This window comes from Micromonospora sp. NPDC005220, assembly GCF_040607895.1.
Lineage (GTDB): Bacteria > Actinomycetota > Actinomycetes > Mycobacteriales > Micromonosporaceae > Micromonospora.
In genome coordinates this window covers 1-20311 of record NZ_JBEXHP010000028.1, presented here as the reverse complement: position 1 = coordinate 20311, position 20311 = coordinate 1, and the positions used below count along the sequence as shown (strand labels likewise).

Genomic DNA, 20311 nt, shown 5'->3' with positions numbered 1-20311 from the left:
ATCGTTTGCCGTTAGCGGTTGATCTCGGAGTTGGTCAGGACGAGTAGGGCGCGTAGCAGGGTGGTGGCGTGTGGGTGCCAGCCGTGGCGTAGTCGGGTGAGGATGCGCCAGTTTTTGAGGTGGGCGTGGGCGTGTTCGTTGGCTGCGCGTTCGCGGTTGAGCAGGGTGTTCGCGGTGCGTTGGGCGGGGGTGAGGGGGTGGTGGCGGTTTCCGCGTCGTCCGGTGATGACGGTGGGGTTGTGGGGTTGGTCGTCGAGGCGGGTGTGGATGCGGTCGCAGATGACGGCGAGGTCGTGATGGCGGAGTCGGGCGGGTAGGCGCAGGCGTTTGGCTTGGGTGGCTTCGTGGGTGCGGGCGCCGGTGGCGGCGGAGATCCAGAGCAGCCGGCCGTGGTGGTCGGTGAGGGTGAGGACGCGTAGGTGGTGGGCTTTGTGTTTGCCGCACCACAGGCGTCGTTCGGCGTGACCGCTCGGGCGGTGTACGGGTAGGCAGGTGCCGTCGAACAGCAGCGGGTTGTCGTTGTTGGCGCGGGCGGCGCGGGTGAGGACTCGGTCCAGGCGGGGTGCGGTCGCGGCGAGGGTGGTGATGGTTTGCCGGACCCAGCGACGCACGCTGTGGTGCGACACCCGGTAGGCGGCGGCGAGGTCGGCGGGACGCTGATCGTGGCGGAGCACGGCCAGCACGATGAGAGCGACCTGCTCGTCGGGGAGTTTGCGCCACCGCGAGCGCACCTCACGGCGATGCCGGCGGATCGCCTGACTGATCAGGGTGAGCGACTTCGTCGACAAGGGCAGATGGACCTGGTAGACCAGTGGGTGGCCCTCGGTGGGCGTGTTGTCGTGTGTCACGACCTGCAACCCTCACCGAGGGCTTTGCCATGAGCCACTCGCAACACCGAGGCAGAGCGAATCTTCCCCACGGCAACCGATCACCAGCGAAGATCACCATGCCCTGACCAGCGCCGCGACCCCGCAACTCATCCTGTCAACACCACCCCACCAGCCCAAACAGGATGAGACAAGCTCCTGGATCCAGCACGATCTTGCGGTCGGCGCGGCACACGGCCCGGCCCGGCGTGACGCGGCCCTGCGCGGCCCGGCACCGCCCAGCGCGGCGCGGCGCGGCACGGCGCGGCACGGCACGGCACGGCACGGCACGGCACGGCGCGGCGCGGGGTCAGCGGAGGACTCGGCCGCGCAGGATCGTGCGGGACGGGGCACGGACGACGCGTAGGTCGTGGCGGGGGTCCTCGGGGTAGACGGTCAGGTCGGCGAGGCCGCCCTCGACCAGGCCGGGGAAGCCGAGCCATTCGCGGGCACCCCAGGAGGCGGCGGCGAGCACGTCGACCGGCGCCATGCCGGCACGCTCGTGCAGCAGCAGCATCTCCTCGGCGGCGAGGCCGTGGTCGATGCCACCGCCGGCGTCGGTGCCCACGTAGATCGGCACGCCCGCCTCGTGCGCGGCCCGCACCACCTCGGGGAAGCGGTCGCGCAGCGAGAGCATGTGCTCGGCGTACCCGGGGAACTTGGCCCGCGCCTGCTCGGCGATGCCCCCGAAGGTAGCGATGTTGATCATTGTGGGGACCAGCGCGGTGCGCTGGCGGGCCATCTCGTCGATCAGGTCGAGGCTCAGCCCGGTGCCGTGCTCCACCGAGTCCACCCCGGCCCGCACCATGATCTCGACGGCCGACTCGGAGAAGGTGTGTACCGCGGCGCGTACCCCGGCGCCGTGTGCGGCTCGCACGGCGGCGGTGAGGGTGTCGGCGTCCCAGGCGGGCGCGAGGTCGCCCACGCCCCGGTCGATCCAGTCGCCGACCAGCTTGACCCAGCCGTTGCCGGCTCGGGCCTGCGCGGCCACCGTCGCGGCCACCTCGGCCGCGCCGACCTCGACGCCGATGTCACGCAGGTAGCGCTTCGGGGGCGCGACGTGCCGGCCGGCGCGGGCCAGTCGCGGCAGGTCCGGTTCGTCGTCCAACTCGGGGTACGGGTACGGCGAACCCGCGTCACGGATCGTCAGCACACCGGCGTCCCGGTCCACGCGGGCCAGCTCGCGGGCCTGGTCGAGGGAGGTGATCGGGGCACCACCGCGGGCGATGCCGATGTGGCAGTGCGCGTCGACCAGTCCGGGCAGCACGTACCCGCCGTCCACCACGGTCTCGGCGCCGGGCACCGGTTCGAAGGTGACCCGGTCGCCGACCAACCAGAGATCCCGGACCTCGTCGTCCGGCAGGAGCACACCGCGCACATGCAGAGCCATGTGCACAGTCCTACCGGATCACCCGCCGCCGGGCGACCGCCGGGCCGGACCCGCCCCGGCGGTCACCCCGGCAGGCTCACCCGGATGGGGTGGGGCGGCCTCACCCGGTCCCGGTGGACGGTGGTCGGAGCGGCTCACCGCGACCCTGACCCGGGAGCCGCAACGGCAGGAGGTGCCCGCGCTACGGGACATTCCCCTCGCCGTCCACCCCGACGAGGAGGTAGCGCGATGAGCATGCCGATTCCGAACGACCGACGGGTACCCAACTACCTGCGGCAGACTGGCCGGCCGGAGCTGACGCCGCGGCAGCGGCGCCGCGCCGAGCACAAGGAGACGCGGCGGGAGAGCCTCCTTGGTCAGCGTCCACCGAAGCGGTCGCGGAGCCGGTGACCCGGTGCCGGGTAGCGGTACCGACCGCCACCCGGCGGAGGTGGGGCCAGGGGTTACTCCCCCTGGCCCGCCAGGAGCGCCGCGCGCCGCGCGGTCAGCGCCGGGAGGTCCACCGCAACCTTCCACGGTCGCTCCGTGACGAAGACGTCGTCGGTGTGCGCGGCCGCCTCGTACTCGCCCTTGGGGCCGAGGACGAACTCGGTCAGCGTCATCCGCTCGCGCAGTGGGTCGACCACCCAGTAGGTCTGCACGCCGGCGTGGGCGTAGACGCGCGCCTTGTCGTACATGTCGCGAAAGACCGAGGTCGGGGAGATCACCTCGACCGCGAGCAGGGCGTCCTCCACCGGCACGGGGCTGCGGTCGGCGTGCTCCCGGCGGATCGCGACCACGTCCGGCCGGGGCTCGTTGCGCCGGTCGACCCGCATGGAGAGGTCGATGCTGACCAGGTACTCGGGCGGACAGTTGATACGGAGGGCAAGCAGGATCTCGACACACAGGTCCTGGTGCAGGGCAGTGGGGGACGGCAAGATCAACCTTCCGTTGATCAACTCATACGGAAGGTCCTTCGGCAGGTCGCCGAGGTCGTCGACCGTCCACTCCGATCGCTCGGGCAGGATTGGCGCCACGGTCATGACTCCTCCTTCCGGGGGCGACATAACCCTAGGTGCTGGTCACGTCGCCCACCGCCACCGACACGCGTCAGCGCGGGCCCTTGTCGCCGCCCTTGCCGAGCTTGTTGAAGTCGATCTTCGGGAGCTTGAAGCCGGGCGGCAGACCCTGGCCCGCGGCGAGGTCGTTCGGGTCCATGCCCGGCGGGAGCTGCGGCATGCCACCCGGGAAACCGCCCGGGAGCCCGGCGCCGGCACCGGTACGCGGACGACCGCCGCCCTTGGTGCCCTTGCGCTTGTTCTTGGGGGATTTGGTCGCCTTGCGGCGGCCACCGCCGGGCAGGCCCATCATGCCGCCCATCTGCTTCATCATCTTCTGCGCGTCGGCGAAGCGGTTGAGCAGCTGGTTGACGTCCATCACGGTGACCCCGGAGCCGTTGGCGATACGCGCCCGGCGGGAGCCGTTGATGATCTTCGGGTTGGTCCGCTCGCCCGGGGTCATCGACCGGATGATCGCGGTGACCCGGTCGAAGTGGCTGTCGTCCAGCTCGGCGAGCTGGTCCTTCATCTGCCCCATGCCGGGCATCATGGCCAGCACGTTGGCGATCGGGCCCATCCGCCGGACCGCGATGAGCTGGTCGAGGAAGTCGTCCAGGGTGAACTGCTCGCCGCCCATCAGCTTGGCGGTCATCTTCTCCTTCTGATCGGAGTCGAAGGCCTGCTCGGCCTGCTCGATCAGAGTGAGGACGTCGCCCATGCCGAGGATCCGGCTGGCCATCCGGTCAGGGTGGAAGACGTCGAAGTCCTCCAGCTTCTCGCCGGTGGAGGCGAACAGGATCGGCTGCCCGGTCACCTCGCGCACGGACAGGGCGGCACCACCGCGGGCGTCGCCGTCGAGCTTGGAGAGCACCACGCCCGTGATGCCCACGCCGTCACGGAACGCCTCGGCGGTGCGAACCGCGTCCTGACCGACCATCGCGTCGATGACGAAGATGACCTCGTCCGGCTGGACGGCGTCGCGGATGTCGGCGGCCTGCTGCATCATCTCGGCGTCGATGCCGAGTCGGCCGGCGGTGTCGACGATGACGATGTCGCGGGCGGCCCGCTTGGCGTGCTCGATCGACGCGCGGGCCACCTGCACCGGGTCGCCGGTGCCGTTGCCGGGCTCCGGGGCGTACACCTCGACGCCGGCCCGGCCACCGAGCACCTGGAGCTGCCCGACGGCGTTGGGGCGCTGGAGGTCGGCGGCGACCAGCAGCGGCTGGTGCCCCTGGGCCTTGAGCCAGCGGGCCAGCTTGCCGGCCAGGGTGGTCTTACCGGAACCCTGGAGGCCGGCCAGCATGATCACCGTGGGCGGCTGCTTGGCGAACTGGAGCCGTCGCCCCTCGCCGCCGAGCACCTTGATCAGCTCTTCGTTGACAATCTTGATGATCTGCTGGGCCGGGTTCAGCGCCTGGGAGACCTCGGCGCTGCGGGCGCGCTCCTTGACGGCCGCGATGAAGCCCTTGACCACCGGCAGCGCGACGTCCGCCTCCAGCAGCGCGAGGCGGATCTCGCGCGCGGTGGCGTCGATGTCGGCGTCGGTGAGCCGCCCCTTGCCGCGGAGCTTGGTGAAGATCCCGGACAGGCGGTCACTCAAGGTGTCAAACACACGAACATCCCGTTTGTCAGTGTTCCGGCGGGCACAACGCGGCCGGCACTGCGGAGTCCGGCCACCGCTAGGGTAACCGCCCAGCCGCGGGGTTGCTTCCGCCCGGCCCGGCCCGCTTCCCGGGCCTCATTCCGACACCAAACCCGATTGGTACGCGAACACGACGAGCTGGGCCCGGTCCCGGGCTCCCAGCTTGCCCATCGCCCGGCTGACGTGGGTCCGCGCGGTCGCCGGGCTGACCACCAGCTGTGCGGCGATCTCCTCGTTGTTCAGGCCCTCGCCGACCAGGCCGACGACCTGACGCTCCCGATCGGTGAGCGCGTCCAGCCGGGGGTGCGGACGAAGCACCCGGGACGGCCGGGTGGCGAACTCCCGCACCACCCGCCGGGTCACCGACGGCGACAGCAGCGCCTCCCCCTCGGCGACCAGCCGGATCGCACGCAGCAGCTCGGCCGGTCTGGTGTCCTTGGTGAGGAACCCGCTCGCACCGTGCCGGAGCGCGTCGAAGACGTACTCGTCCAGCTCGAAGGTGGTGAGCACCACCACCCGGGTACCGGTCAGGTCGGGGTCGGCGACGATGCGTCGGGTCGCCTCGATGCCGTCGATGCCGGGCATCCGGATGTCCATCAGCACCACGTCCGGCCGTTCCCGACGCGCCAACTCGACCGCCCGCAGCCCGTCGGACGCCTCGCCGGCCAGCGCCAGGTCGTCCTCGCTCTCCACCAGCGCGCGCAGGCCGAGCCGGACCAGGTCCTGGTCGTCGGCGATCAGCACCCGGATCACGTCGGCAGCTCCACGGGCAGCCCGGCGTACACCCGGAACCCGCCCCCGGCGCGCGGCCCGGTGGTCAACCGACCGCCCAGCGCCGCGACCCGCTCGCGCATCCCGGCCAGACCGTGACCGCCCTCGTCGTCGGCCGGAGCCGTCCCGGCGCGGCCCGTCCCCCGGTCGGTCACCTCGACGGTCACCTCGTCCGCGCGGTAGTCCACCGTCACCTCCGCGCTCGCCACCCCCGCGTGACGCAGCACGTTGGTCAACGCCTCCTGCACCACCCGGTACGCGGCCAGATCCACCGCGGCCGGCAACTCCCGGGGGTCACCGACCACGCGCACCTCGACGGCGAGCCCCGCCCCGGCGAGCCGGTCGCGCAGTGCGGAGAGTCGAGCCAGGCCGGGTACCGGTTCCCGCTCGGCACCCCGCCGTACCGCGCCCAATGTGACCCGCAGCTCGTCCAGCGCCTCGCGGCTGGTCCGGCTGATGGCGGTCAGGGCCACCTCCGCCTGCTCCGGGCGCTTCGGCAGCAGGTGCAGAGCGATCTCCGCCTGCATGCTGATCGCGGCGAGCCCGTGCCCCACCACGTCATGCACCTCCTGCGCGATCCGCAGCCGCTCCTCGTCGGCCTGCCGTCGCGCCTGTTCGACGCGGCTGCGAGCCTCTTCGGCACGGGTCCGAGCGGCCGCCTCACGACTCACCCGCACCACCACCCCCACCGCGAACGGTACGACCACCCAGGCCGACGCGGGCAGCACTCCCATCCAACCCGGCGCCGGCCCTTGGGCGAAGAGGACGTGCGCCAACAACAGCACGAACGCGCCACCGGTGGCGAGCGCCGCCGGGCGCACCGGCAGCCGCACCGCCACGGTGTACACCGCGATCAGGAAGGTGACCAGAATCGGCCCGTACGGGTAGCCGATCAGCAGGTACGTCGAGGTGGCCACGGTGACCACGGCCAGGGTGACGACCGGAACGCGCCGCCGGACCAGCAGGGCGAGCGCGGCGACGGCGATCAGCCCCCGACTGACGGCGTCCAGGGGCCTCGACCCCGGCTGGTTGTCCCCGGCCAGACCGGTGGCGAGCAAGCCGAAGCCGAGCAGCACCAGGGCGAGAGCGGCATCTGCCGCCAGCTCCGGCCACCGCCACTGCCCGTCTCGTCGCATGGCCGTCATTCTGCCCGCGCCGACGCCACTCGACGTGCGTCCACGAGCGGCACCGCCGCTACGCCCCCGGACGTACCCGTAGCGGGTCAGACGGCGGCGAGGACCGCGGCCTCCAGGCGGGCCCGGGTGGCGTCGTCCGGCCAGCCGCCGACCAGGTAGAAGGCGTCGACCACGTCGGCGCCGAGGGTGGAGATGCGGGCCGCGCGGACCAGGGCGCCGGCCTCGTCGAGCGCACCGGCGACCCGGTAGAGCAGCCCGGCGGCGTCGGCGGCGCGGAGTTCCAGCAGTACGGCGTCGGTGGCCGCCTCGCGGTGCCAGACCACTCGTGGAGCCGCGCCGCCGCCACGGCTGGCCAGTGCACGGCCGCGCAGCCGTTGGGTGACCGACACGTCCCCGGCGACCGCCCGGCGCAGGTCGGCGCGGAGCGGAACCGGGTCCGGTGGGAGGCCGTAGCGGGGCTGCACCCGGCACTCGACCAGGGCCCGGCCGTCGACGGCGGAGGCGTCCGCGGAGATCACTTCCAGTCGGTGCAGCGCCAGGCAGCCGGCCACCGTGGCGAGCAGACCGCGCCGGTCCGCCGCCGCGACCGACACCCGGTCGCCGGTCAGGTGGACGACCGGCAGGGGCCCGGCCAGCAGCTCCGGGTCCGGGGCGGGCGGCTCGGGGAGTACGCCGGTGTCCAGCGCGGTGCGGACCCGGGCGACCAGCTCGGCGACGAGTCGGCCCTTCCAGTCGGACCAGGCCGCCGGCCCGGTCGCCGCCGCGTCGGCGCGGACCAACGCGTGCAGCAGGTCGAGGGTGCCGGTGTCACCGACCGCTTCGGCCACCGAGGCGATGGTGACCGGGTCGGCCAGGTCCCGGCGGGTGGCCACGTCGGGCAGCAGCAGGTGCAGCCGGACGAGCTTGCCGATCAGCTCGACCTCCGGGGCGGGCAGACCGGCCCTGCTGGCCACCTCCTGGGCAACCGGCACACCGACGGTGCTGTGGTCACCGGGGAGACCCTTGCCGATGTCGTGCAGGAGGGCGCCGAGGAGCAGCAGGTCGGGGCGTTCCACCTCGCGGGCGTGCCGGCTGGCCTCGTGCGCGGTCTGCACGAGGTGCCGGTCGAGGGTGAAGCGGTGCACCGGGTTGTGCTGGGGCAGGCTGCGCAGCCGGGTCCACTCGGGCAGCCAGCCGTCGACCAGCCCGTACCGGTCGCAGGTCTCCCAGGCCGGCACCAGGCCGGGACGGGCGCCGAGCAGGGTGATCAGCGCGGCGCGGGCCTCGGCCGGCCACGGGGCGGGCAGCGGCGGGCAGTAGGCCGCCAGCCACTCGCAGGTGGCCCGCGCGATGGGGATTCGGGTGGTGGCCGACGCGGCGGCCACCCGCAGCGAGAGGCTCGGGTCGGGGCGTGCCCCGATCGCCGTACGGGCGAGCACCAGCTCGCCGTCGTGTTCGACCACGTCCCGGGCGACCGGACGGCGGGCCGGGCGGCCGTTCCCTCCCCGGGAGCGGCCGGAGCGTAGCCGGTCGGCGGCCCGGAAGGCGTCGTCCAGGGCGTGGCTGACCGTGCGGGCGTCCCCGGCGACCCGACGCAGCAGCGCGTCACCGTCGTCCACGACGGCTTCAGGCCGCCGCGCGGCGTCAGACGCGCCGGGCTGGAGTTGTCGCAGCCCGAGCAGGGCGGCCACTCCGTCGCGCTCCTGGGCGACCAGCCGGTCGACCCGTCGGCCGACCTGCTGGTGCAGGGCGTCGCGGGTGTCCAACAAACGCAGGTGGGCGGCACGTACGGCGGGGCGCAGCGCGTCGGTGATACCGGCGGCGGAGATGGCCCGCAGCAACCCCACGTCGCGCAGACCACCGGCGGCCTCCTTGAGGTCGCCCTCCAGCAGGAACGCCAGCTCACCGTGGGCCTGCCAGCGGGCTTCGGTGACCTCCCGCAGACCGGACAGGTGCCGGACGGCGGTGCGCCGCCAGTGATCGGCGGCGGTGCGGATCAGCGCGTCGGCCAGCGCCTGGTCTCCCACGACCAGCCGGGCGTCGAGCAGTCCGAGGGCGACCTTGACGTCGTCCTGGGCCACCGAGAGCGCCTCGGCGACGGTGCGTACCGAATGGTCGAGCCGCAGGCCCGCGTCCCAGATCGGGTACCAGATCGAGGCGGCCAACTCGTCCGTGCCAGGCACCCCCGCGTGCAGCAGAACCAGGTCGAGATCGCCGTACGGAGCACACTGCCGTCGGCCCAACCCCCCGACGGCGAGCAGCGCCACCCCGTCCCGCGCCGGCAGCAACCCCCGCAGGAACGAGTCGTACGCCGCGGCCCGCCTCCGCCGAGCCGCCTCCCCGATCCCGCCGGGAACGCCGACGACCTCGTTGATCAAGAGGTTCGCGTCGCCGTCGTCGGCGTTTCCTGACGCGTTCTTCGTGATCAACGAGGTCATGTCAGTCGTGGTCGAGGTCAGAGCGCGTCGAGGCCGCGCTCGCCGGTACGTACCCGGACGACCTCTTCGACACCGGTGACCCAGACCTTGCCGTCACCGATCTTGCCCGTGCGGGCCGCACCGACGATGGCGTCCACCACCTTGTCGACGTCGATCTCGTCGGTGAGCACCTCGACCCGGATCTTGGGCAGGAACTCGACCGTGTACTCGGCACCCCGGTAGACCTCGGTGTGCCCCTTCTGCCGCCCGTACCCCTGAACCTCGCTGACGGTCAGCCCGGCCACCCCGAGGGCGTGCAGGGCCTCCTTCACCGCGTCCAGCTGGTACGGCTTGATGACTGCGGTCACCAGCTTCATGTCCAACCCCTCCATCCCAGGAACGTTAACCGGCGACCTTTTCGCTGACCGGCTCGGCGGGCTCCGCCTCCGGCTTGGCACCACTCGTCGGGCCGCCGGCGGGGGTGCCGATGCCGGCCATCGCGAAGGCGCTGCCCGTGCCGCCACCGGCCGGGGACAGGTCGTAACCACTCTCGGCGTGCTCGGCGATGTCGATGCCGTCGACCTCGGCCTCACCCTTGACCCTGAAGCCGATCGTCTTCTCGATCGCGAAGGCGATCACCCAGGCGATGCCGAACGACCACGCGGTGACGATCAGGCCGGCCAGGGCCTGCCGGCCGAGCTGGGTGAACCCGCCGCCGTAGAAGAGACCGTCGGAGGCGCCCACCACGTCGGTGATCGCGGCGTTGACCGAGTTGGTGGCGAAGAGGCCGAGCCAGAGCGACCCGATCCAACCGCCGACGAAGTGCACGCCGACCACGTCGAGCGAGTCGTCGTAGCCGAGCCGGTACTTGAGGCTGACGGCGAGCGCGCACACGGCACCGGCGACGATGCCGAGCAGGACGGCCGCCCAGGGGGCGATGAAACCACAGGCCGGGGTGATGGCGACCAGGCCGGCGACGGCGCCGGACGAGGCGCCGACCATCGTCGGCTTCCGGTCCTTGATCCACTCGACAGCGATCCAGCCGAGCACCGCGGCCGCCGTGGCGAGCTGGGTGTTGATGAAGGCGAGGCCGGCGACCGAGTCGACGGTCAACTCCGAGCCGGCGTTGAACCCGAACCACCCGAACCACAGCAGACCCGCACCGAGCGCGACGAGCGGGATGTTGTGCGGCTTCATGCCCTCCCGCGGCCAACCGAGCCGCTTACCGAGGACCAGCGCCACGGCCAGGGCCGCCGCACCGGCGTTGATGTGCACCGCGGTGCCGCCGGCGAAGTCCAGCGCCTTGATGTGGCCGTCACCACCACCGATGAAGCCGCCGCCCCACACCCAGTGGGCGACCGGGAAGTAGACCAGGGTGGCCCAGCCGAACGCGAACAGCAGCCAGCCGGCGATCTTGGCCCGGTCGGCGATGGCGCCGCTGATCAGCGCGACGGTGATCACGGCGAAGACCATCTGGAACGCCATGAACACGTAGAGCGGAATGCCGATGCCGCTGGGGTTCTCCGCCGTGGCGCCCCACAGGTCGGACTCGGCGAGGAAGGTCTTGGTACCGAGGTACGTGCTCGGGTCACCGATGATGCCGTGCTGATCGGTGCCGAAGGCGACGCTGAAACCGTAGAACCACCACAGAATAGAGATGAGCCCGATAGCGGAGAAGCTCATCATCATCATGTTGAGTACGCCCTTGGCCCGGTTGAGGCCGCCGTAGAACAGCGCCAGTCCGGGGGTCATGAGCAGCACGAGCGCGGTCGAAACCAGCAGCCAAGTGGTATTGGCGCCGTCGATCGTCGGTGCTTCAGGCACGCTGGCCTCCTAAAGGTGAAGTCCTCCTTCGCGGCTTTCCGGGGCAGCGTCGCCCGTTGGCCGGTTGCGCGGAAGCTTCGCGGCCGGCTGTTTCACCCAGGGTCCCGTGCGGGTTTCCGTTTCGTGACGGGTTGTTTCGGACGTGTCACGAACTCCGCACAGTCAGCAGCATGGACGACTGTGGATCAACCGGACGGCGGTCGTCGATGGCTGAGCGGTCAGCGGCATCGACCGGTGCGCTTGACGGACCGGTCCGACCATCGCCCGGCCGACGCTCAGCGGAGGGCGTTCTCCAGTGCGTGCCGCTCATAGTCGAGCAGCCGCAGATCGCGCATCGGTCGACGCAGGTGGCCCTTGTGCACGATCCGGACGAACGCCGGTTCACCGGCGGCGGCCATCCGGCGGATCCCCTCGACGTGGTCCACGATCCGTTTGCGGATGGTCCGGATCAGCCGGTGCCGGTCCCGGGGGATCAGCCCGTACGCGTCGGCGAAGAGCCGGAGTCGGCGTGGCCGGTCCGGGTGTTTCCAGCCCAGCGTGATCGAGTCGCGGTCGGCGAAGATCGGCACCCAGGTCCAGGCCGCGTACGCCACGTCGTAGATCCGCGCGCCGGGCGAGGCGAGGTCGAAGTCGATCAACCCGAGGGTGCCGTCCGGACGCCAGATCACGTTGTGCGGGGCGGCGTCGTGGTGGCAGATCACCTCGGTGTCCGGTGGCGGGGGCCCGAACGAGCGCCAGACGGCGCCGGCCGGCGGGGCGAAGCCGTACTGCGCGTCGTGGAACATCCGCAGCATGGTGGCGACGGTGACGAGCGCCTCGTCGGTCACCCAGTGCGGGGCGAGCGGATATTCCCCGCACTCCCCCTCCAGGTACGACAGCACCTCACGGTTGCGCTCGTCCATCCCGAGCGCCCGGGGGGCGCCGGTGAACCCCACGTACTCCAGGTGGCGCAGCAGCGCGTGCACGGACGGGGTCCACGGCCCGGCGTTGCGCCGGACCGTGTCACCCACGCGGACAACGGTGCTCACGTTGCCGCCGTGAAGCGGGATCTCCTGCGAAGTCACGTACGGTCTCCCGAGGCGCTGCGAGGGGTGGCCGGGGTCACGCCAGCCCGCGTACGCGCGATCGTCGGTGGTCACTCGAGACTACGCGTCCCGGCCGGTGGCCTCGGTCCCCAGCAGCGCGTCGACGAACTGCGCGGGGTCGAACGGGGCCAGGTCGTCCTTGCCTTCACCGAGGCCGACGAGCTTCACCGGGATGCCGAGCTTGCGCTGCACGGCGATCACGATGCCGCCCTTGGCGGTGCCGTCGAGCTTGGTCAGCACCACCCCGGTCACGTTGACCACCTCGGTGAAGACCCGGGCCTGCTCCAGGCCGTTCTGCCCGGTGGTGGCGTCCAGGATGAGCAGCGTCTCGTCGATCGGGCCCTGCTTCTCCACCACGCGCTTGACCTTGCCCAGCTCGTCCATCAGGCCGACCTTGTTCTGCAGGCGGCCGGCGGTGTCGATGAGCACGGTGTCCACGCCGATGTCGATGCCGCGCTTGACGGCGTCGAAGGCGACGCTGGCCGGGTCGGCGGCCTCGGGCCCCCGGACGGTCTCCGCGCCGACGCGCGAGCCCCAGGTCTCCAGTTGGTCGGCGGCGGCGGCCCGGAAGGTGTCGGCCGCGCCGAGCAGCACGCTACGACCGTCGGCCACCAGCACCCGGGCGATCTTGCCACAGGTGGTGGTCTTGCCAGCCCCGTTGACGCCGACGACCAGGACCACCGCCGGCACGCCGTCCTTGGGGGTGGTGTGCAACGAGCGGTCCAGGCTCGGGTCGAGCGCGTTGACCAACTCGGCGGCGAGGAGTGCCCGCAGCTCGGAGGCCGAGCGGGTGCCGAGCACCCGGGTCCGCTCGCGGAGCCGGTCGACGATCTCGCGGGTGGCGTCCACGCCGACGTCGGCGCTGATCAGGCTGTCCTCGATCTCCTCCCAGACGTCCTCGTCGAGGTGGTCGCGGGCGAGCAGGCCGAGCAGGCTCTTGCCGAACACGTTCTGTGAGCGGGACAGCCGCGAGCGGAGCCGGACCAACCGTCCGGCGGTCGGCTCGGGGACCTCCACCTGCGGTTCGAGCACCGGGGGCGGCTCGACCAGGACGCCGGTGGACAGATCGGATTCCGGTGCCTCGACCGGCGGGCCGGCGAGATCCTCCTCAGCCCTGGTGTCGACCTCGGTGCGCGGCAGCGGGGGCTCGGGCCGCCGCCGCAATCGCGGCACGACCAGCCCGACTGTGCCGGCGATCAACACACCGAGCAGGACCAGAGCGAGGACGAGATATTCGGCCATGCCGGAATCCTGTCAGATGCGGACGGCGGCGTCCCAGCCACCGCACCCCCGAGCGGTGCCCGGGGTCTCAGGCCAACGCCCCCGGGGGCGATGCCCGGGGTCTCAGGCCACCGCCCCCCGGGCGGTGCCCGGGGTCTCAGCCACCGCACCGGTCAGGGTCGTGAACCGGCGGTAGGCTCGGCCGCATGCCCGCCGCACACCTCCTCATCGGCCCACTTCTGCGGCGGGTGGTGGACACCCGAGCGACGATCTGGGTAGAGACGGCGGCGCCCGCCGTGGTCACCGTCCGCACCGCCAGCGGCGCCACCGGCACCGCGCCCACCTTCTCGGCGTACGACCACCACTACGCCCTGGTGGTGGTGGAGGGGCTCACCCCGGACAGTGAGACCACCTACGAGGTGCTGGTCGACGACGAGCTGGTCTGGCCGGTGCCGAGCAGCGGGTTCCCGCCGAGCGTGATCCGCACCCGGGCCGCCGACGATCGGGACCAACCGGTCAACCTGATCTTCGGCTCGTGCCGGGAGACCACCCAGCACTCCACCACCCGCAAGCTGCCGCCGGACGCGCTGGACGCGTACGCCCGCCGGTTGATGGCCGACCCCGAGTCGAACCCGCTGCCCGACCTGCTGGTGCTGCTCGGTGATCAGGTCTACGCCGACGTCACCTCGCCCACGGTGCGCCGGCTGCTGCGTCGACGGCGCCGGCGGCCGAAGGGTGCTCCGGCCGACCAGGTGGTGAGCTTCGACGAGTACACGAAGCTCTACCTGGAGTCGTGGCGTGATCCGGAGATCCGCTGGCTGCTCTCCACAGTTCCCAACGTGATGATCTTCGACGATCACGAGATCATCGACGACTGGAACACCTCGGCGACGTGGCGTGCCGAGATGCGCGAGCAGCCGTGGTGGCAGGAGCGGATCGGCAGTGGGCTCGCCTCGTACTGGGTCTACCAGCACCTGGGCAACCTCTCCCCCGACGAGATCGTCGCCGATCCGGTCTTCGCGAAGGTCACCGCCGCCGAGGACGCCACCAGCGTGCTGCGCGAGTTCGGCCACCGGGTCGACCAGGAGTCCGACCTGGCGCACGACACCGAGCGCTGGCGCGCGGTGCAGTACCAGTGGAGCTACGCACTGGATCTGGGCCGGACCCGGCTGGTCATGCTGGACAACCGGTGCAGCCGGGTGCTCGAGCCCGACAGCCGGGCGATGCTGCCGCCCGGCGAGTGGTCCTGGTTCCTCGACCAGGCGCACGGGGTCTACGACCACCTGGTGGTGGGCGCCTCGCTGCCCTGGCTGTTGCCGCAGGGCATCCACCACATCGAGGCGTGGAACGAGAAGCTGGCGGACTCACGCCGACCGTGGGTGGCGCGCGGCGCGGAGAAGCTGCGCCGCGCCCTGGACCTGGAGCACTGGGCGGCGTTCCGGCGCTCCTTCGAGGCGCTCGCGGAGACGTTCGCCCGCATCGGCACCGGCACGCCGCGGCAGTCCGGCGCGCGGGTCGGGGCCGGCCCGGCGTACGCCCCACCGGCGTCGATCAGCGTGCTCTCCGGTGACGTGCACCACTCGTACGTGGCGCGGGCCCGGTTCGCCGACCCGGCGGTGGTCACTCCGGTGCATCAGCTCACCTGTTCGCCGATCCACAACCAGGTGCCGGCCGGCATCCGTCCGCTGATGCGGCTGGGCTGGTCGCCCGGCCCGGCCGGGGCCACCCGGGCGCTGGCCCGTTCGGCGGGCGTACGCCGGCCGGGGGTGCGTTGGCGCAAGCTGGCCGGCCCCTACTTCGGCAACGCGGTCGCCACCTTGACCCATCAGGGGCGCGGGGCCGACGTGGTCATCGAGGGCACGACGAAGGACGGGCACCTACGCCCGGTGATGCGGCGCCGACTCTCTGGCGGCGACGAGCCGGCCGCGCCGTAGTCTCTACGCCGTGGATGAGCACCTGCCGGAGCCGATCCGGGCGGTTGAGCACGAGTTGACCGCTCTGCTGCGTCGTGGCCGGGCGGTTTCCTGGGAGATCGCCCGGGAGGTGCACCCGAACCTGGAGCCGAACACCTACGGGTTGTTGCTCTGGTTGCGGCGTAGCGGGTCGATCCGGTTGACCGAGTTGGCCGCGCGGCTGGGAGTGGGCAAGGGGACGCTGAGCCGGCAGATCAACGCGTTGGAGGTCCTCGGCCTGGTCCACCGCGACCCCGATCCGAGTGACCGGCGGGCCGCGCAGATCAGCCTCACCGAGGAGGGGCAGCGCCGGTTCGACGTTGCCCGTTCGGCGCGACTGGGCGAGTTCCTGCGCGCTTTGGACGGCTGGCCGGAGCGGGACGTCGAGGAGTTCGCCCGGCTGCTGGGCCGGTTCAACGACTCCTGGCAGTAGCCCCCGGGGGCCGGGGAATAGGGCACCGGCCCGACAAGTTGTTGCTTCGGGCAACCACCACTTACGGTTGCCTGAGGCAACTCCCAGGCGGCCCGTGCGTACCAGCCCCGCCGTTCCACCTCGACTCCGCTCGGAGGCAACAACGATGAGCCAGGCGACAGTGCCGATCCAGGCGCCCGCCGTCAACATGACCCACCGGCAGATCCTGGAGGCACTCTCCGGCCTGCTGCTGGGCATGTTCGTCGCGATCCTCTCCTCCACGGTCGTCTCGAACGCACTGCCACGGATCATCACCGAGCTGCACGGCGGCCAGTCCGCGTACACCTGGGTGGTCACCTCGGCTCTGCTCGCGACCACCGCGACCACCCCCATCTGGGGCAAGCTCGCCGACTTGACCAGCAAGAAAACCCTGGTCCAGCTCTCCCTTGCGATCTACGTGCTCGGCTCGGTGCTGGCCGGCGCCGCCCAGGGCACCGGTGAGCTGATCGCCTGCCGGGTGCTCCAGGGCGTCGGCGCCGGCGGTCTCACCGCGCTGGCCCAGGTGATCATGGCCACGATGATCGCGCCGCGCGAGCGGGGCCGCTACAGCGGCTACCTCGGCGCCGTGATGGCCGTCGGCACCATCGGTGGCCCGCTGATCGGCGGCGTGATCGTCGACACCTCGTGGCTCGGCTGGCGCTGGTGCTTCTACGTGGGCGTGCCGTTCGCCATCGCCGCGCTGGTCGTGCTCCAGAAGACCCTGAAACTGCCGGTGGTCAAGCGCAAGGCGCAGATCGACTGGTGGGGTGCCACCCTGATCACCGCGGCCGTGTCGCTGCTGCTGATCTGGGTCTCCCTCGCCGGCGACCAGTTCGCCTGGGCCTCCTGGCAGACCGTCGCCATGGTCCTCGGCGCTCTGCTCCTCGGCGCGATGGCCGTCCGGGTCGAGACCCGAGCCGCCGAGCCGATGATCCCGCCGCGGCTGTTCCGCAACCGCACCATCAGCCTCGCCGTCGTCGCCAGCATCGCGGTCGGCGTGGGCATGTTCGGCGCGTCGATCTTCCTCAGCCAGTACTTCCAGATCAGCCGCGGTCAGAGCCCGACCATGTCCGGTCTGATGACCCTGCCGATGATCCTCGGCCTGTTGGTCGCCTCCACCGTCGGTGGACGGATCATCACCAAGACCGGGCGCTGGAAGCGATTCCTGGTGATCGGCTCGGCGCTGCTCACCATCGGCTTCGCACTCATGGGCACGCTGCGCGCGGACACCAGCTTCACAGTGCTCAGCGTCTACATGGCGCTGATCGGCGTCGGCCTGGGCCTGACCATGCAGAACCTGGTCCTCGCCGTGCAGAACACCGTCGGCCCGCACGAGCTCGGCGTGGCCAGCTCGGTGGTGGCGTTCTTCCGCAGCCTGGGCGGCGCGATCGGCGTCTCCGCCCTCGGCGCGGTGCTCGCGCACAAGGTCAAGGACTACACCGCCGACGGGCTGACCCAGCTCGGCATCCCCGCGTCCAGCTCCGGTAGCGGCGGCACCCTGCCCGACGTGCACACCCTGCCCGGCCCGCTGCGGGCCGTGGTGGAGAGCGCGTACGGCCACGGGGCCGGCGACATCTTCCTGACCGCCGCGCCCTTCGCGCTTGTCGCGCTGATCGCGGTGATCTTCATCAAGGAGGTACCGCTACGCCAGCACAACGGCAGCCCGGTTTCCGACGAAATCGAGCGGGAATCGACTCTCGCCGCCGGCGCCGGAGCAGCCGTGGTCCGGACCGGCGAGCAGAGGTGAGGTAGAGCCATGAGCGTGGGAGCACCGGACCGCGAGGAGTACGGCCCCCGGACCCGCCCGTTGCCCTTCGAGCGCGGCACCGACGGACCGCGAGTGATCATGGTGGGCGTGGACGGCACCCGTACCTCCGAGCGGGCCGGTGCCTACGCCGCCGGGCTGGCCCGTCGGCAGGGCGCCGCCCTGGTGGTGGTGTTCGTCAGCTCGACGAGCGGGCTCAGCGCCCTGGTCCCCGGCATGGACGCCGGCGCGGTCCAGCGCACCCACGACGAGCTGGCCGACGAGCTGCGCCGGGAATGCCGGCGGGGCGCCGAGCAGTGGGGGATCCCGGTGACCTTCCTCTGCCGGCGCGGCGACGCGTACGGCGAGTTGTGCGCCGCGGCCGACGAGTTCCAGGCCGACATGGTGGTGGTGGGGGCCTCCGAGCAGGCGGGTCACCGGCTGGTCGGCTCGGTCGCCACCCGGTTGGTCCGCGCCGGCCGCTGGCCCGTCGTCGTGGTGCCCTGAAACCCGCTCGCGCCTGTCGTACCCGAGCCGCAGGATGATCCGATGACGACATGGAAAGCACCGGAGATCGACCGCCGCCACGAGCCCCTGGTCGCTGATGAGCGCACCATGCTGGAGGGCTGGCTCGACTACCACCGCGACACCCTGCTGCACAAGTGCGCCGGCCTGACCGCCGAGCAGTTGCGCACGGCAAGCGTCGAGCCGTCCGGCCTGAGCCTTCTCGGGTTGGTCCTGCACATGACCGACGTCGAGCGTTCCTGGTTCCGCCAACGCGCCGCCCGCCAGAACCTGCCCGACCTCTTCGACTACGACAACGACAACGACGCCGACTTCCACGCTGCGGCCGACGCCGACGCGGAGGCCGCCTTCGCGACCTTCCGCGCGGAGGTCGAAGCGGCCCGGGCGGCGGTCGAGGGCCTGTCCCTGGACGAGACGTTCGAGCTGACCCGCAGCGACGGCACCCGCACCTTCAGCCTGCGCTGGGTGTACGTGCACATGATCGAGGAGTACGCCCGGCACAACGGCCACGCCGACCTGATCCGGGAACGCATCGACGGCGTCACCGGGGATTGATCCGCGCTCAGTAGTCCAGCGCCGCCCGCAGGTAACGCAGGTCGGCGTGGCCGCCCCAGCGGTGCGCCGACAGCCCGGCGGCGCGGGCACCCCGCACGGCCCAGTCCTCGTCGTCGACGAAGAGGACCCGGGCCGGTGGGGTGGCCAGGGCCACGCAGGCGGCCTTGAAGTATTCCGGGGCGGGCTTGTGCACGCCGATCACCGAGGAGTTGACCACCACATCCAGCTCGCCGACCAGACCGAGCGCGGCCAGGTCGGCGTCGAGCAGATCGGTGGCGTTGGTGGCCAGCCCGACCCGGACGCCCGCCGCACGGACCTCCCGGACGAACGCCAGCACCTCCTGGTCGACCTCTCCCCGGTAGCTCTGCCACTGCTCCACCGCGGCACGGGCACGTTCCGGGCTGCCCACCGATTCGGTCAGGGCGTCCGCCACGCTGCTCATCCACTCGGCGTGGTTGACCTGACCGGTGAGCACCGGCTGGAGCCGCCCCCACTGCATGGCGATCTCGCCGAGCACCCCCTCGGAGAGGCCGTACTCCCGCTCGACAACGGCGGCCACCGTCGGGTCCCACCGGCGCAGTACGCCGTCGAAGTCCAGCAGGAGCGCCGTCGCGCGTTCCCGAGCCACTACCCGTTCTCCTCGCCGCGGCCGTGCCGCTGGTCGTCCTCGTCGGCCCGGTTGAGCCGTTGGCTGATCACCTGGGTGACCCCGCTGCGCATGGTCACGCCGTAGAGCGCGTCGGCGATCTCCATCGTCCGCTTCTGGTGCGTGATGACGATCAGCTGGCTCTTCTCCCGCAACTGTGCCAGCAAGGTGATCAGCCGACCCAGGTTCACGTCGTCCAGGGCCGCCTCCACCTCGTCCATGATGTAGAACGGGCTGGGTCGGGCGCGGAAGATCGCCACCAGCATGGCCACCGCGGTCAGCGACCGCTCGCCGCCGGAGAGCAGGGACAGCCGCTTGATCTTCTTGCCCGGTGGGCGGGCCTCCACCTCGACGCCGGTGGTGAGCAGGTCCTCCGGCTCGGTGAGGATCAGCCGCCCCTCGCCGCCGGGGAAGAGCACTGTGAACACCTGCTCGAACTCCCGCGCGGTGTCCTCGAACGCGCTGGCGAAGACCTCCAGGATCCGCTCGTCCACGTCCTTGACCACGGTGAGCAGGTCCCGGCGGGTGGCCTTGAGGTCCTCCAGCTGCTCGGAGAGGAACTTGAACCGCTCCTCCAGCGCGGCGAACTCCTCCAGCGCGAGCGGGTTGACCTTGCCGAGCAGGGCGAGTTCGCGTTCCGCCTTCGCGGCCCGCTTCTCCTGCACCGGCCGCTCGTAGCGCACCGGCTCGGGCACCGGCAGACCGTCACGTTCGGCCGCCGCGACATCGACAGGGGTGGGCGGAACGGGCTGAGCCGGGCCGTACTCGGCGACCAGCGTCTCCACGTCCAGCCCGAAGTCCTCGGCGGCCTTCGCCTCCAGCTGCTCGATGCGCAGCCGCTGCTCCGCTCGGGCCACCTCGTCGCGGTGCACCTGGCTGGTCAGCCGCTCCAGCTCCGCGCCGAGCCGCTTGGCGGCCCCGCGTACCTCCTGAAGCTCGGCCTCCCGCGCGGCGCGTTCCAGGGCGACCGCGTCGCGGTGCTCCTCGGCCGTCGCGATCGAGGTGGTCAGCCGGGTCAGCGCCTCCCGGGCGCCACCGGCGACGGACCGGGCGATGCCCGCGCCCCGGGC

Annotated in this window: 18 protein-coding genes; 5 read left to right on the top strand and 13 right to left on the bottom strand. The window is 71.8% G+C overall.

Annotation, left to right across the window (positions count from 1 at the left end):
- Positions 1-11: 11 nt before the first annotated feature.
- From ABZU52_RS14165 to ftsY, 11 genes are all read right to left on the bottom strand, one after another.
- Positions 12-848, bottom strand: coding sequence for a transposase family protein (locus ABZU52_RS14165; RefSeq protein ID WP_354971461.1), 837 nt, complete (start codon positions 846-848; stop codon positions 12-14).
- Between the two features lie 328 nt (positions 849-1176).
- Positions 1177-2256 (bottom strand): amidohydrolase family protein, encoded by a 1080-nt coding sequence (locus tag ABZU52_RS14160; RefSeq protein ID WP_354971460.1) that lies wholly within the window; start codon positions 2254-2256, stop codon positions 1177-1179.
- 443 nt (positions 2257-2699) lie between these two features.
- Positions 2700-3278 carry a Uma2 family endonuclease gene (locus ABZU52_RS14155; RefSeq protein WP_354971459.1) on the bottom strand — a complete coding sequence of 193 codons (579 nt, stop codon included), beginning with the start codon at positions 3276-3278 and terminating at the stop codon, positions 2700-2702.
- Between the two features lie 67 nt (positions 3279-3345).
- Positions 3346-4905 (bottom strand): signal recognition particle protein, encoded by a 1560-nt coding sequence (gene ffh, locus ABZU52_RS14150; RefSeq protein WP_354971458.1) that lies wholly within the window; start codon positions 4903-4905, stop codon positions 3346-3348.
- A 126-nt stretch (positions 4906-5031) separates the two neighbouring features.
- Positions 5032-5688: a response regulator transcription factor gene (locus tag ABZU52_RS14145; protein WP_354971457.1), complete on the bottom strand. Its 657-nt coding sequence runs from the start codon at positions 5686-5688 to the stop codon at positions 5032-5034.
- The gene (locus ABZU52_RS14140; RefSeq protein ID WP_354971456.1) at positions 5685-6842 is read right to left on the bottom strand and encodes a sensor histidine kinase; all 1158 of its coding nucleotides are present in this window, start codon (positions 6840-6842) and stop codon (positions 5685-5687) included. The genes ABZU52_RS14145 and ABZU52_RS14140 overlap by 4 nt, the downstream gene beginning before the upstream one ends.
- 86 nt (positions 6843-6928) lie before the next feature.
- Entirely contained in the window at positions 6929-9259 is a 2331-nt protein-coding gene (locus ABZU52_RS14135; RefSeq protein WP_354971455.1) for a [protein-PII] uridylyltransferase, read from the bottom strand.
- A gap of 17 nt (positions 9260-9276) precedes the next feature.
- The gene (locus ABZU52_RS14130) at positions 9277-9615 is read right to left on the bottom strand and encodes a P-II family nitrogen regulator (protein ID WP_172862163.1); all 339 of its coding nucleotides are present in this window, start codon (positions 9613-9615) and stop codon (positions 9277-9279) included.
- 25 nt (positions 9616-9640) lie between these two features.
- Positions 9641-11062: an ammonium transporter gene (locus tag ABZU52_RS14125; protein WP_354971454.1), complete on the bottom strand. Its 1422-nt coding sequence runs from the start codon at positions 11060-11062 to the stop codon at positions 9641-9643.
- Positions 11063-11337: 275 nt separating this feature from the next.
- Positions 11338-12201 (bottom strand): aminoglycoside phosphotransferase family protein, encoded by an 864-nt coding sequence (locus tag ABZU52_RS14120; RefSeq protein WP_354971453.1) that lies wholly within the window; start codon positions 12199-12201, stop codon positions 11338-11340.
- 6 nt (positions 12202-12207) lie between these two features.
- On the bottom strand, positions 12208-13389 hold the full coding sequence (gene ftsY, locus ABZU52_RS14115) for a signal recognition particle-docking protein FtsY (protein ID WP_354971452.1): 1182 nt from the start codon (positions 13387-13389) through the stop codon (positions 12208-12210).
- Between the two features lie 185 nt (positions 13390-13574).
- Here ftsY and ABZU52_RS14110 point away from each other — a divergent pair, with 185 nt between their 5' ends.
- From ABZU52_RS14110 to ABZU52_RS14090, 5 genes are all read left to right on the top strand, one after another.
- Complete coding sequence (locus ABZU52_RS14110; protein WP_354971451.1) at positions 13575-15302, top strand: alkaline phosphatase D family protein; 1728 nt, start codon at positions 13575-13577, stop codon at positions 15300-15302.
- A gap of 10 nt (positions 15303-15312) precedes the next feature.
- The gene (locus tag ABZU52_RS14105) at positions 15313-15753 is read left to right on the top strand and encodes a MarR family transcriptional regulator (protein WP_354971450.1); all 441 of its coding nucleotides are present in this window, start codon (positions 15313-15315) and stop codon (positions 15751-15753) included.
- A 145-nt stretch (positions 15754-15898) separates the two neighbouring features.
- Positions 15899-17518: an MDR family MFS transporter gene (locus tag ABZU52_RS14100; protein ID WP_354971449.1), complete on the top strand. Its 1620-nt coding sequence runs from the start codon at positions 15899-15901 to the stop codon at positions 17516-17518.
- Positions 17519-17527: 9 nt separating this feature from the next.
- Complete coding sequence (locus ABZU52_RS14095; protein ID WP_354971448.1) at positions 17528-18022, top strand: universal stress protein; 495 nt, start codon at positions 17528-17530, stop codon at positions 18020-18022.
- Positions 18023-18064: 42 nt separating this feature from the next.
- Positions 18065-18595, top strand: coding sequence for a DinB family protein (locus ABZU52_RS14090; protein WP_354971447.1), 531 nt, complete (start codon positions 18065-18067; stop codon positions 18593-18595).
- Between the two features lie 7 nt (positions 18596-18602).
- On the opposite strand, the gene ABZU52_RS14085 is transcribed toward ABZU52_RS14090, so the two are convergent.
- Together ABZU52_RS14085 and ABZU52_RS14080 are read right to left on the bottom strand one after the other, a co-directional pair.
- Complete coding sequence (locus ABZU52_RS14085; RefSeq protein ID WP_354971446.1) at positions 18603-19223, bottom strand: HAD-IA family hydrolase; 621 nt, start codon at positions 19221-19223, stop codon at positions 18603-18605.
- Positions 19223-20311 (bottom strand): AAA family ATPase (locus ABZU52_RS14080; protein WP_354971445.1); only part of this gene is annotated, 1089 nt, incomplete at its 5' end. The genes ABZU52_RS14080 and ABZU52_RS14085, both read right to left, overlap by 1 nt.